Here is a 12,347-nt window from a genome sequence, read left to right as displayed (position 1 = left end):
CATCGGCTCTATCGGGGGCTTTCCTCAGTTTTTCGGCGGTGTTTTTTGACAACGAAGCCGAATGACCCAGCGCGATCAAAAAAGCTCTCGCCCACAGGGCCTTATCTTGATGATTCTCAAGCTCAAGGTTATCGAGCCGAGATCCCGCCGTGCCCGTCTCAAACGCAAAGGCCGCCAGATCTCCGGTCGGAGACTTGACGGCCTGCGATCAATCTACCGTGTCGACTTACTTGGTCATCACGCCGGGGATGAAGCCGTTGTGGCCGGCTTTGTTGCAGCTGATGCCGAGGGAGCCGGTGGGGATGGCGGTGGAGGCGCCGCCTTCGTCGTTGACCGAACCGGTGGTGGCGATCGAGTAGGCGCCGCCGTCCGGACAGGTCGGCACCGCGCCGAGGTCGGGAGTGAGAGCGGAGATCGTCATCGTGGTGAAGTCGGCGGCTCGGTTCTTCACCTTCCATGCCTGGGCGGCGTTGGCGATCGACTGCATGTTGGCGCGGCACGTCTTCTTACTGGAGTCGGCGACCGAGCTCAGGTAGAGCGGCAACGCGACTGCCATGAGGGTGGCGAGGATCAGGACGACGACGAGCAGCTCAACGAGCGTGAAGCCGCGGCGGTTTTTGCGAGAGTTGACTTTAAGCATTGGTGAGAATTACCCCTGTTTGTTTCGAGGGACCGCTGCTAATTCTCTAGCCGGCCCGTCCATTAATCAATTAGGCGCTCGCGTGGAATCACCACACTTGAATTCATGCCCAAACATGCACAAGCCGCCACCCTAAAGATTTTTGAGCGCAAGCCGAAACCGGTCTATTCGAACCGATGAGTGAACGATTTGACGGCTAAGGGACACCCACGGTCGTGTTCTTGCTACCCGCCCTCATCTTTCAGCAATGGGACAATGCACCGATTGAATTCAGTCGTTTGCGCCCAGATCAGGAGGTGGTCTTGGACTATCGGAGCCGCGGTTGCTTTCGCAATGTCGCCTTCGTCTTTCATTTCCAGCGGCAGCCGGGAACGGACGGTCTGAAAGCGACGGTTCTGAGGCGTCCGGGGCAGCGGTTTGGGAGCGTCGATTTGAACCGACGCCAAGTCCGGCGGTTGGACCATCTGCTGAAGTACTACCGAGAGCACGACCGAGGCAACTGCACCACCGTCGACACCATTCGAGTGGAGCTTCGCGAGCGGGGGGTGACGGTTAGAACGGAGTCGTTCGTGTCCGCCCAGTGCTCGCTGTACGACACGCCAGAGATCTGCCGCCAAAAGAAGGTGCCATACCCCGACCTACTTCCGCCAATGTCGATCGTCGAGGCCGCCCGAAAAAAGGAAGCGAAACAGCCCCGATGATCGGGGTTGTTTCGCTTTGTGAGTTTCCTTCCGGGTGTGCTCGGCTTACTTCTTGATGACCTTGCTGAGGCTGAAGACCGGCATGTAGAGGGCGAGGAGGACGAAGAGGACGATGCCGCCGACCACGATCGTCATGAGCGGCTCCAGCAGCTTCGTCATCTTCTCCACCGCGTAGTCGACGTCGCGGCTGTAGAACTTGGCGATCTCGTCCAGCATCTCGTCGAGGTTGCCCGACTTTTCGCCGGCGGCGATCATTCGCGTCACCATCGGAGGGAACTGGCCGGTTTCGTCGAGCGACGGCGCCAAAGGCGCTCCCTCGCTTACTTGCGAGGCGACTTTCATGATCGCGGCGTGAATGATCGTGTTACCCGAGGTGTCGGCGCAGACGGCGAGCGCGTTCAAGATCGGAATGCCGCTCCGGGTGGAACCCGCAAAGGTCTGTGCGAATCGCCCGATGGCGATTTTCCGCATGATCGGGCCGAAGATCGGCATCTTGAGGGCCATCGTGTCGAAGAACTTGGTTCCGGGCTTCGTCGCGCGAAAACCTTTGATCGCCTTGATGAAGAGGAAGATGAGCATGAGCGCCATCCACCACATGTGCGTCACGAAGTTGCTCATCGTGACGAGAAGCAGCGTCACGGAGGGGAGCTGGGCATTGAACTGCGTGTACACCTTCTCGAAGACCGGAACGATGAAGGTGAGCATGAAGGCGATGACGCCGCCGCAGGCAACGCAGACGAGCTTCGGGTAGGCCATGGCGCCCTTGATTTGTTGCTGGATCTGGTTTTCCTTGTCCAACTGGTCGGCCATGATATCCAGCGTCTTGTCGAGCATTCCGCCCGCCTCTCCGGCGGCGACGAGGGCGATGCAAAGCCGCGTGAAGATCTTGGGATGTTTAGCCATCGCTTCATGCAGCGAGCTGCCGGACATCACTTCGGATTGAATCTGCGCGAGCGCCGCCGAAAGCGTCGGGTTCTCCACCTGCGCTCGAAGGGTGGCGAGGGTTTCGATAATGGGCAGACCGGCCCGGACCAGGGTTGCCAATTGCCGGCTGGCAACCACGAGGTCGAGGAGCTTGACCTTCCTGGGCCGGCCGCTTCCCAGCCCCCTATCGCCGCCGTCGAGACTCTTCTTGTAGTCGACGAGGTAGAGCCGGCTATCGCGGAGAGCAGTCCTAAGCGCCGCATCGTTGTCCGCAAACACCACACCGGTGGTGAGGTTCCCGGCGAGGTCTCGCGCTTTGTATTGGTAGTTCGGCATGGTCTATTCTTGGTAGGAGAGGACTCGAAGAACTTCCTCGGGGGAGACGATATGCTCGCTCATCTTCACGAGCGCGGTCTCTCGCATCGTCTGCATTCCCTCGGTGACGGCGAGTGCGGAGATTTCGGCTCCCGAGGCGCCGCGGAGTACCGCGTTGCGAAGCGGGTCGGTCATCTTCATGATTTCGTAGATGGCGGTTCGCCCGATGCTGCCCCGGCCGCCGCATCGCCGGCAGCCCGTGCCTCGGGCGATCTCGTACTCCTTGTCTGGATCCAAGCCGAGGGTCAGCTTGAGCTCCTGCTCCAGGGTTTGAATCTCTTTGCAGCCGGAACAGGTGGTGCGGAGTAGACGCTGACCTACCACGCCGATGACGGCGGAAGAGATGAGGAACGGCTCGACTCCCATGTTCTGAAGCCGGACCAACGCACCGGGAGCGTCGTTGGTGTGAAGCGTGCTCAGAACTAAGTGGCCGGTAAGGGCGGCTTGAACCGAGATCTCGGCCGTTTCCGCGTCGCGGATTTCTCCGACGAGGATCACGTCCGGGTCTTGCCGAACCAGGGTTCGAAGTCCCGCCGCGAACGTGACCCCGATGCGGGGATTCACCTGAAGCTGATTGATTCCGTAAAGCTTGTACTCGACCGGGTCTTCGACCGTGTTGATGTTGATGCCGGGATCGTTGATCGTCTGCAGCGCGGAGTAAAGCGTGGTCGACTTTCCGGAACCGGTGGGGCCGGTGACCAAGATGACGCCGTGCGGCCGGCGGATCAACTTTTCCATCAGCTCCTTCTGGTCCGGAAGGAAGCCGAGCTTGTCCATATTGCCGCCGCGCCCCTTCTTTTCGAGAAGACGCATACAAGCCTTCTCGCCGTAGACCGTCGGCATTAGCGAAAGACGAACGTCGAACTCTCGCCCCGAATCTTCGCGCATCGCAAAGCGACCGTCCTGCGGGCGGCGCTTCTCCGCGATGTCGAGGTTCGACATGATCTTCAATCGCGACATCGTAGCCGCCAGGACGTGGGGCGGAAGGAGCATCTGCTCGTAGAGCAGGCCGTCGATCCGGTACCGGACTCGGATGCAGTCCTCTTGCGGTTCGAGATGGACGTCGCTTGCGCCCGCCGCAACGGCGCCCGTCACGATTGAGTGGACGAGGCGAACGATCGGCGCGTCTTCGGCCATGCCGATGAGCTGCTCGATCGTCTCTTGGGGAGCGATGCCGCTCGAATCGTCGCGAATCTCCTCGAGAACCGCGTGCGCCTTGTTCTTGCCGTAAGCTCGACGAATCGCCTCTTCAACGTCCCCGGGGAACGCGAGATAGGGAACCACCGGTTGATCGATCGCGCCGCGGATCTCATCCACGATGCTAAGGTTCAGCGGGTCGGCCATCGCCACGTGAACTCGCCCCTTAACGACGCGGAACGCGATGACCCGCCGGGAGGTACAGAGCGGCTCGGGAATGATGTGGGCGATCTCCTCTTCGATGCGCTGTTCGCTCAAATCGAAGAATGGAAAGCCCGTGACTTCCTCCATATAGGGGCCAATCTGGGCGGGGGAAAGAAAGCCAAGAGCGACGAGGGCTTCGCCTAGAAATTCGCCCGTGTTGGACTGACGGCCGAGCCCCTCTTTGAGCTGCTCGTCATTAATCATGCCGTCTTCCATGAGACGGTCGCCGAGCCTCTTAAGCAGGCCCTTGCCAAGGCGCAATCGGGTTTCTATCCGGGTGGGGACTTCCAACATTGACTCCGTTCATTGGAGAGAGCGGTCTCTCCACAGGAGTACATCGGTGAGTTGACCTAAAACCGCGAGGGTCCCACGGCAAAAATCACAGGCTAGAGACGTTCAAAATTAAGCAATGCGCCGAAGGACTTCGTCGATCGGCAACCCTTCCACGGTAAGCGTCTTTTCCCGAGCCGTGTGTCCCCTTTTGACCGAGACGGCCGATCGCGGAAGGTCCAAGGCGTCGGCGACGGCGCGGCAGACGGCATCATTCGCTTGGCCGTCGGTCGGCGAAGCGGTCACCCACACCTTGACCTGGCCTCCCACCGCCTCAATCTTATTCCGGCTGCTTCGCGGCGTCACCCGGACTTTGAGCTCGCTATGTGGCATTGGGTTTCCGTGGCACTGGCATCTTGCCAGTGGGTCCCAGGGGCATCTTGCCCCTGGCCTATTCACACGACCGGGATGGTCGTGGGGTTCATCGGCTGGGAACCGATGCTACGTTTACACGACCAGGATGGTCGTGATACACGCGGGCTGGAAGACGGTGCCACTATGCGCTGGACGCTTCTCCTTCAACGATCGTTAAAGGCACCATTTGGGAAAGCTCCCGCTGGTGGCGCTCGAGGAGCGCTCGGAATTCTTCCGCGTAGCGGGATCGCTCCAAGCGGAGGCGTTCGATTTCCCAGCGGGTTTCACTCAGCTTCTGCTGGGTCGCCATTCGCTCGGACATCGCTGCCTGGCGAGCCTCCTCGACCACCGCTTCCGCCTGTTTCTGAGCGGTCGCGCGCGTCTCGTCGGCCGCGCGTTGCGCGAGGACGAGGACGTCTTTAAGGGTTTCCTCTTGAAGCTTCGCTCGATCGGAGTCGGCGCGCAGGCGCTCCAACTCTTCTCTGAGGGCCGAGTTTTCAAAGAGAAGCTCTTGTAGCGTCTTCGCCGCGCCGTGGATCAACCGGTCCACCGCAGTTGGGTCGTAGCCCCGAATTCTCTTCCTGAGTTCGGGGCGCTCTAAATCGATTGGCATGATGCGTTCCATCGCGTCATCTCCTTTTCTATATACGTGTTGGGCGGCTCCCCGCCCTCCCTTACATCTTACGCCAAGGTTGTAGGGCGTTGAGGCTTTACCTCCTCCCTAACGCCCAACGCCTAGCGCCTACTTCCCAACATCCTTCCGCGGTGCCTGGTCGGTGTTGGCGATCGCCAGCGCCGTCAGGTAGTACAGCTTGGCGGCGCTCGTCAGCTTCTTAAAGTCGATCGTGTCGACGGTGTCGGTCGGCTGGTGGTAGCTGGGAGTGAATCCGTCGAAGAGGAAGGCGATTGGGATCCCTTTCTTGGCGAAGTTGTAGTGGTCGCTGCGGGTGTAGACGTCTTCGGCGTCGTACTTGAAACGGAATCCCACGTACTTGTTGACGTCCTGGATCACGTGGTCGAGATCGGTCGAGATCCGTTTGCTGCCGACCAGGCGGATCGTATCCATGTTTTCTTCGACCTTGTCGATCCGGTTTGGATCGCCGTTTTGGGGGCCGAACGAGTCCCTGGCAACCATGTCCATCTGGAGCTCGGAGACCATCTTATCGAGCGGTACGGGTGGGTGGTCCGTCAAAAATGACGATCCGAGCAGCCCCATTTCTTCGCCGAAGAAGGTCATGAAAAGAATGCTGCGCCGGGGTTTGACGCGGTTGTTCTTCATCGCATCCGCGATCAGCATCACCGATGTCGAGCCCGATCCGTCGTCGTCCGCCCCGGGGTAAACGACGCCCGCCTGGTTAACTCCTAGGTGGTCCAGATGGCCCCCAATTCCGATGTACTCATTCTTGAGCACCGGATCAGAGCCCTCGAGAAGGCCGACGACGTTGGGAACCTTAACGTCCTCGCTCTTCGTTTGGCCGGTCACATGGAGCGTTAGGCTGGGCTCTAAGATGGTGATTTCGCTGACCGGCGTCATTCCCGCAAATGTCTCAATCGACTTGCCGAGCCGGCCCAGTGACTTTTTCGCAATCCGCCCGCTGACCGTCATGCTGGTCGGCCCGCCGGGGGTTCTCCGCACGCTCGGGGCGAAAATTGGATTCCCGTCTACGACGGTGAGCAGAGCCTTGGTGTCGGCGGCCGCGACCTGAGACCGAACTGAGCTGCGGCCTGCCGGAGCGATGAGGATGACGATCTTACCGTCGAGCTTCGCCGCGTCGGCCTCGGAGAGCCGCATCTTATCGTTGATCGCTCGCACCACCATCACCGGTCCGGTGACGTCGATATTTTCCTTGGTCGGGTTCAAAACCAAGCCGCGATCGACCAAAACCTTGCCATCGGCGCCGGCGATCTTCGGGTTCACCGTCATCGACCGGTAGAAGGTCTGGTGTTGGAAGTACGTTCCGTTATCGCCCATCGGCTTGAGGCCCGCGGCTTTGAATTTCTTCGCGACGTATTCCGCCGCTTTCTGAAATCCGGGTTGGCCGGTACCCCGGCCGTCACACTGGGTGGCGAGGAAGGTGAGGATCGACTGCGCTTTCGGAATCGTGATCGCGTCGAATCCGCGCTTAAGATCGTTTGGCGGCGGCGTCGCACCCGGATATTGGGCCGAAGCCAGAGATAAGAGGAGAGCGGGAAGTAGAACGGACAGCGAGCTACGGTAGGAATGCATGGATGACCTACTGTACGCCAAGTTGAGCCCGAGGTGTTGAAGGGGCGAGGCCCACTGGGACACATGAGACCTCTAAGTCCCATCTGTCCCAGCGAACGCCCGGATGGCTAGAAGCGATCGGCGACGAATTTGCAGAGGTCGGCGATGCGGCAGGAATAGCCCCACTCGTTGTCGTACCAGCTCACGACCTTCACCAGGTTGCCGACGCCGACGGTGTCGACGGCGGAAAAGATCGAGGAGTGCGGATTCCCCTTCAGGTCGGTCGAGACGAGCTCCTCCTCGGTGTATTCGAGGATGTCCTTCATCTTGCCTTCCGCATACTCCTTCATCGCGGCGTTGATCTCCGCGGGACTCGCGTCCTTAGCGAGGACGGCGGTGAAATCGACCACCGATACCGTGGGAACCGGAACCCGGAACGCCATGCCGGTGAACTTGCCCTGGAGCTCGGGAATGACCAGACCAACCGCCTTGGCCGCGCCCGTGCTGGAGGGAACGATGTTCTGCGAGGCGGCTCGCGCGTCGCGCAGGTCCTTCGCCGCGGTGTCTTGGGTCTTCTGGGAGTTGGTGAAAGCGTGGATGGTGGTTAGGAGACCTTTTTCGATTCCGAATCGGTCGTGCAGGATCTTGGCTACCGGCGCGAGACCGTTCGTGGTGCAGCTCGCGTTGGAAATGACGTTATGCTTGGCCGGGTCGTAAACGTCGTCGTTGACCCCGAGCACGATGGTGAGATCCTCATTCTTGGCCGGGGCCGAGATGATCACCTTCTTGACGCCGTGGTTCCGGTGCGCAGCCGCCTTGGTCGCGTCGGTGAACAGGCCGGTCGACTCGATGACCACATCGACGCCGACGGAATCCCAAGCGATAGCGCCCGGATCTCGCTCGGCAAAGACTTTGATCGCCTTACCGTTGACGTGGATCTCGCTATCGGCGTAGTCGACCGCGCCGGCAAAGTTGCCGTAAGTGGAGTCGTGCTTAAAGAGGTGAGCGTTGGTCTTGGTGTCGGTTAGGTCGTTGACGGCCACAACCTCGACCTCGCCGGGATATCGCGCCAAGATCGTGCGAAGAGAAAGACGTCCGATGCGACCGAAACCATTGATGCCGATACGAATTGCCATGCGAATTTTTAACCTCAGCCTTCCCCGTAGCCTCGTCGCTCAGGATGAATGGATGAAGTTTACCGCCTGACCGTTGCGTCGGAGGGCACGGGGAAGCCGGTCTGGAGACCAGCGGTCCGGTCAGAGTCTTTCTACGATAACTTTTAGGATGCCGGGGCGGCACTCGAGGGTGACGGGGGTGGCGCCGCGGATTTTATCGTCTACGTGGACGGGCAGGGGGCGGCGGGATTCGATTTTGACGGACTTGGCTTGGATGATCCGGGTCTTCGGGAGCATGACGTGAAGCTGCTTTCGGATCGCGCGGTAATAGCCGATGAGCTCGTTTCGGTGGAGGTCGCCGAGGACGACCACGTCCAGCAAACCGTCGGTAACCTTTGCGCTGGGGGCGATCGGAAGGGACTGGGCGAACCGGTACGTGTTCATCGCCGCGCAGAAGACGGCGGGCTCGTTGATCAGCTCGCCGTCAACGGTGAGTCTGATACGGCTCGCTCGTAGATTCGTAACGATCTTAAAGATGGCGTACATACCGCGAATGAGGTTCTTATTGGCGTCGGCGCCATAGAGGGCGAGGGCGTTGGCGAACAGCCCCACTCCGGCGGATTCGGCGAAATACATTCCGCAGCCGTAGCCAAGATCCACCGGAAGCGGCTCGCCTTCGATCAGGGTGCGGAGAGCGGATGGCAAGTCCTGGGGGAGCCGCAAGGCAGTGGCGAAATTATTTTGGGTGCCTTGCGGCACGATACCCATCGACGTTTGGGTTCCGGCCAGTACTTGGATGGCGGTGTGGATGGTGCCGTCGCCTCCGGCGAGAGCGACGCGGTCGGCTCGTTTGGCCACCAGTTCCTTCAGCACCGCGATCATATGGGCCTCGGACTTGGTGCCCACCACCGCGATGTTGAGGTCGAGGTGTTTAAGCAGCTTGGACATCTCGTCGGTCGAGACAGTCGATTTAAAGCGGCCCGCCCTGTCGTTCATTAGGATCGTGCAGCACGGGTTCATCTAGTGGTGGTCACCGAGACTTGGATGTTGCCGGGACATTGCGAGTTCCGGGTGTTTGTAGGCAATCGGTCGGCGTCCGAATCCGGCCGCTCACAAATCACACATCAAATATCAATCATCGCCTACTTAAGGCGCTCGGTGACTTCGTTAAAGCGGAACGGCCACGTCCAAGAGGAGTAGAAGCTGCGGTCGGCGAGGTTCGGGAGGCTTTGGCCGAACTGCTCTCGCAAGATAGTTCGGAATGTGTTAACCGGGGTGATCGTGGGATAGAGCTTTTCGCGGATTTTGGGAGGAACGTAGTAGGCGTTCAGAATCGGGAAAACTTCGTTCACGTCGGTTTTGTCGAGCCGCTCCTGGTCCAGATGCAGCTTCGGGCCATGGTCTCCTTGAATCACGATGATCGGTGGGACCCGGGCGTTACGCAACAGGTCGTCGATCGCCTTCAAGACCAAGCGGCCGATCGCCTGTGCCTGCCCGGCGTATCCCTTGGCGTATTCCTCGGGTGTGCCGCCATGCTGAAAGAAATGGCTGCCGTCTACGATCGCGAAGCCCCCCTTAGGCCGGACCGACTCGCCGTTTGGACCGAGCACAAACGGCGGATGCGGCGCAAGGATGTGGGCGAACACGAAACGGGGCCGGCTAGCTGGCTTGCCGAGGTCGCCGACCGTTTGCAAAGCCGAGATGAGACCCTTCCGACGGCTCTCATATTGCGATTCCGTGATTCCCGAAACCGGCAGCGGGGTGCGATCCCACAGCGCCGATTCGAAAAGCGACCCACCGCTGGTCGGGCTGATGATGAGGTCCGCGGAATGTGGGTGAATGGCCGGAAAACCGGTGACCACGGAAATATAGCCGTAGCCGAGCGCCCGCATCTGCAGGCTCAACCGGCTTTGATCGATCCTGCTGTCGAGCACGCCCCGATCCTTCTGATCCGGCGAGAGGCCCGGAATGAGGCCCGGCAGATACGACATGTTGAGTGACGAGGTGATCGATAGCTCGGTCTGGCAATAGTTGGAATGGCTCTTATCTGCAACGTAGAAGCCACGGCGGCGGAGGCCATCGATGAATTCGGAGTTGTCCAAGCCCACGTCGTGCCGTAAAACGTCGCTTCGGCCGTACCCGTCGAGAATGATGTAGAAAAGATCCGGACGCGGACCGTCGTAGCGGACGCCCTGGATCGCGGCGGCAGGGACTTGGCTCCCCTTGGCCCAAGCAAGCCCGATGGTAAAGGCGGGGATCGCGACGAGCACGGCTCCGGCGATGTTCATCCCTTGAGTAAGGTTCGCAGTGCGACGCCACTTCCAACACACCGCGACGATCAGTACGAGCCAAATCAGCGCCCAGATCGATAGCGTCCATTGGTCGGTCACTCGTCGGCCGTAGTTAGGATTTCCCACGAAATCGCAAATGGGACCGTACGAGAAAAATCCGATCGCGGCGACCGAGGCGCCGGCGGCGGCTCTGGCGGCGTCTCGCAGGATCGCCCCGAGGATGGCCCAAAGGAGTAGCGTCGCCGCCAGCATGGCCGCGAGGGGACGAGCGAGGTCCGCGGCGGGGAACAGGGCGGTGTTGGCGGCGTAAAGCGAGAGGACCGGATAGGCGGCGAACAGGAGCGGGTGAAAGGGTCGCCGCAACTTCAATCGGTCCGCCTCTTAAGCAGGTACAGCGTGCGGTCGCTTCCCGAGATGGGGGCTCGCTTTACGATGTCGAACGGTTCGCAAAACGCCTCCTCGAACCCGGCCGCGCTGTAGTCCGCGTAAATATCCTTCCTGGTCGAGAGAAGGCGCTGAACCTGCGAATCCGATTTTGGGACGAACTCCACGATGGCCCAAGGCGCGAGTTCGGCGAAGTAGCCCGCCACCTCGGATAAAGGCACGTTGTTGCCGATGGCGAGATGGTGGACGAGGGCGAGCGCCATGATCGCTCCGGCAGGCGATCGTCCGGCGAGACCGTCTCTCTCCCGATTCCCCCACCCCAGGCCGGGACTCGGGTTTGTCAAATCCTGGAGCAACGGGTAAAGACGGTCGTTGCTCCGGTTTTTCCGGTAGTTCCGCTCGACCGCGCCGGGATCGATATCCCAAGAGACGGTGTCGATTCCGCGGTCGGTGGCGAGAAGCGAGAACTCGCCGGTATTGGCGCCCAGATCCCACACCGATTCCGGCTTTGGTTCGATCGACTCCAGCATTTGCGAGACTAGCCTCCGCTTCTCCGCAAACGCCTCCTCGCCGTAGTTGGTATCGCTGTAATAGTCGGCCCAGGGAGTCCCTTTCGGTTTCCAGTCGAGACGTTCGACGGTTGTGCGGAGACTGTCGACGATGGCGAGGAGGCCATTCTTGGCGACCCGGCCGGAGTTGGTATTCGTCCCAGCCCCGGCATGGGCAACCTGGGCGCGGGCATGGGCGTGGAGGTGGATGGCAAGTCCGACGTTGAGTTTCGTCATCGCCGGGACGAGGCGAGAGGCCAAATCGAGCGGGATCCCGTCGATGTACTCCCGTTGAAGCCGGCCAAGCCGAATATCGACCAGACCCATCAACGCCAAGGGAGCCAGGAAGTGCTCGCAGAACTGCCGGTAGGCCGGCCAGGGAGCGCCTTCCTCGTAGAGTTCGAACGACAGGGTGTCGATGAGGAGGCTACGGCCACCGTGCCGCTGAATGTTATAGGCAGATGCGTCTTTCAACCACATTCCAAAGCCGAGCGCCCGTCGCTGAATCTCCAGCGTCGTAAGGGCGGCGTCTTTGAGTTGGCCAAACGACCACTCGTAAGGATACGAGATGAACTTGACCGGCTCCGGCTTGAGCAAGACGCCCGCTTCGGAGGTGCTAGTTACAAGCTCTTCGTGAGGAATCAGAAGGTTGGCCTTTACAAGATCGGCGTAGAGGCCTGAGTTGGTCAGATGGCCAAGGTGGGGCAGGTAAGAAGGGCTGACGGCGCGAAGGAGGGTGTCCCCTTCTCGAAATACAAACCCGCTCGGATCGCGAAAAGAGGACGAGAGCCGCGTCCTAGGCACCTTCGTTCTCGGGCGAGCCGCTCTTGGGTGCGCGCTTCCTCAAAAGGACTGCCTTGAAGTTCGCCAACGAAGACTTCAGCGCGAGACTTGCACCCAGCAAGCTGGCGATGGCGATCTGCAACAGATAGCTTCCCGATCCGGCGTCGATATACGCCTCGGCTCTCGGACAAATCGTGAGGAACATGCCTACCGCAAGGAGTAGAACGGTAAAACGGTGAGTGGGCGACATCTTGGCTGAAAGACGCATTCGACGTGTTAATGTTTGGTGGATTGC

General features: G+C 60.2%; 12 protein-coding genes. 1 reads left to right on the top strand and 11 read right to left on the bottom strand.

Annotation, left to right across the window (positions count from 1 at the left end; translation table 11 throughout):
• Positions 1–226 precede the first annotated feature (226 nt).
• Positions 227–640, bottom strand: coding sequence for a prepilin-type N-terminal cleavage/methylation domain-containing protein (locus tag OP10G_RS23855; protein WP_025227351.1), 414 nt, complete (start codon positions 638–640; stop codon positions 227–229).
• A gap of 278 nt (positions 641–918) precedes the next feature.
• Between OP10G_RS23855 and OP10G_RS03055 the strand changes: the two genes are divergently transcribed.
• Entirely contained in the window at positions 919–1,341 is a 423-nt protein-coding gene (locus tag OP10G_RS03055) for a hypothetical protein (protein WP_144240962.1), read from the top strand.
• Positions 1,342–1,386: 45 nt separating this feature from the next.
• On the opposite strand, the gene OP10G_RS03050 is transcribed toward OP10G_RS03055, so the two are convergent.
• The 10 genes from OP10G_RS03050 to OP10G_RS03005 form a co-directional block, all read right to left on the bottom strand.
• The gene (locus tag OP10G_RS03050) at positions 1,387–2,601 is read right to left on the bottom strand and encodes a type II secretion system F family protein (protein ID WP_025227353.1); all 1,215 of its coding nucleotides are present in this window, start codon (positions 2,599–2,601) and stop codon (positions 1,387–1,389) included.
• 3 nt (positions 2,602–2,604) lie between these two features.
• Positions 2,605–4,302 carry a GspE/PulE family protein gene (locus tag OP10G_RS03045; RefSeq protein ID WP_227625045.1) on the bottom strand — a complete coding sequence of 566 codons (1,698 nt, stop codon included), beginning with the start codon at positions 4,300–4,302 and terminating at the stop codon, positions 2,605–2,607.
• 141 nt (positions 4,303–4,443) lie between these two features.
• Positions 4,444–4,704, bottom strand: coding sequence for a DUF167 domain-containing protein (locus OP10G_RS03040; RefSeq protein WP_025227355.1), 261 nt, complete (start codon positions 4,702–4,704; stop codon positions 4,444–4,446).
• A 163-nt stretch (positions 4,705–4,867) separates the two neighbouring features.
• The gene (locus OP10G_RS03035; protein WP_227625044.1) at positions 4,868–5,338 is read right to left on the bottom strand and encodes a DivIVA domain-containing protein; all 471 of its coding nucleotides are present in this window, start codon (positions 5,336–5,338) and stop codon (positions 4,868–4,870) included.
• Between the two features lie 129 nt (positions 5,339–5,467).
• Complete coding sequence (locus tag OP10G_RS03030; protein WP_025227357.1) at positions 5,468–6,952, bottom strand: M28 family peptidase; 1,485 nt, start codon at positions 6,950–6,952, stop codon at positions 5,468–5,470.
• 107 nt (positions 6,953–7,059) lie between these two features.
• Positions 7,060–8,067, bottom strand: a complete 1,008-nt coding sequence (gene gap / locus OP10G_RS03025) for a type I glyceraldehyde-3-phosphate dehydrogenase (protein ID WP_025227358.1) — start codon at positions 8,065–8,067, stop codon at positions 7,060–7,062.
• Positions 8,068–8,187: 120 nt separating this feature from the next.
• Complete coding sequence (locus OP10G_RS03020; protein WP_025227359.1) at positions 8,188–9,042, bottom strand: diacylglycerol/lipid kinase family protein; 855 nt, start codon at positions 9,040–9,042, stop codon at positions 8,188–8,190.
• 146 nt (positions 9,043–9,188) lie between these two features.
• On the bottom strand, positions 9,189–10,706 hold the full coding sequence (locus OP10G_RS03015; protein WP_038472416.1) for an alkaline phosphatase family protein: 1,518 nt from the start codon (positions 10,704–10,706) through the stop codon (positions 9,189–9,191).
• Complete coding sequence (locus OP10G_RS03010; RefSeq protein WP_038472413.1) at positions 10,703–12,073, bottom strand: class I SAM-dependent methyltransferase family protein; 1,371 nt, start codon at positions 12,071–12,073, stop codon at positions 10,703–10,705. Before OP10G_RS03010 ends, OP10G_RS03015 begins: the two co-directional genes overlap by 4 nt.
• Complete coding sequence (locus OP10G_RS03005; RefSeq protein ID WP_144240961.1) at positions 12,066–12,320, bottom strand: hypothetical protein; 255 nt, start codon at positions 12,318–12,320, stop codon at positions 12,066–12,068. Before OP10G_RS03005 ends, OP10G_RS03010 begins: the two co-directional genes overlap by 8 nt.
• Positions 12,321–12,347 lie beyond the last annotated feature (27 nt).

This window comes from Fimbriimonas ginsengisoli Gsoil 348 (genome assembly GCF_000724625.1).
In the GTDB taxonomy this organism is placed as follows: domain Bacteria; phylum Armatimonadota; class Fimbriimonadia; order Fimbriimonadales; family Fimbriimonadaceae; genus Fimbriimonas; species Fimbriimonas ginsengisoli.
This window is presented reverse-complemented; position numbering and strand designations above follow the sequence as displayed.

What these genes read in the sequence shown, in the direction of transcription:
- OP10G_RS23855 (WP_025227351.1), bottom strand. Translation starts at nt 640, where the DNA reads ATGCTTAAAGTCAACTCTCGCAAAAACCGCCGCGGCTTCACGCTCGTT.
- OP10G_RS03050 (WP_025227353.1), bottom strand. Translation starts at nt 2,601, where the DNA reads ATGCCGAACTACCAATACAAAGCGCGAGACCTCGCCGGGAACCTCACC.
- OP10G_RS03040 (WP_025227355.1), bottom strand. Translation starts at nt 4,704, where the DNA reads ATGCCACATAGCGAGCTCAAAGTCCGGGTGACGCCGCGAAGCAGCCGG.
- OP10G_RS03035 (WP_227625044.1), bottom strand. Translation starts at nt 5,338, where the DNA reads ATGCCAATCGATTTAGAGCGCCCCGAACTCAGGAAGAGAATTCGGGGC.
- OP10G_RS03030 (WP_025227357.1), bottom strand. Translation starts at nt 6,952, where the DNA reads ATGCATTCCTACCGTAGCTCGCTGTCCGTTCTACTTCCCGCTCTCCTC.
- gap (WP_025227358.1), bottom strand. Translation starts at nt 8,067, where the DNA reads ATGGCAATTCGTATCGGCATCAATGGTTTCGGTCGCATCGGACGTCTT.
- OP10G_RS03020 (WP_025227359.1), bottom strand. Translation starts at nt 9,042, where the DNA reads ATGAACGACAGGGCGGGCCGCTTTAAATCGACTGTCTCGACCGACGAG.
- OP10G_RS03005 (WP_144240961.1), bottom strand. Translation starts at nt 12,320, where the DNA reads ATGCGTCTTTCAGCCAAGATGTCGCCCACTCACCGTTTTACCGTTCTA.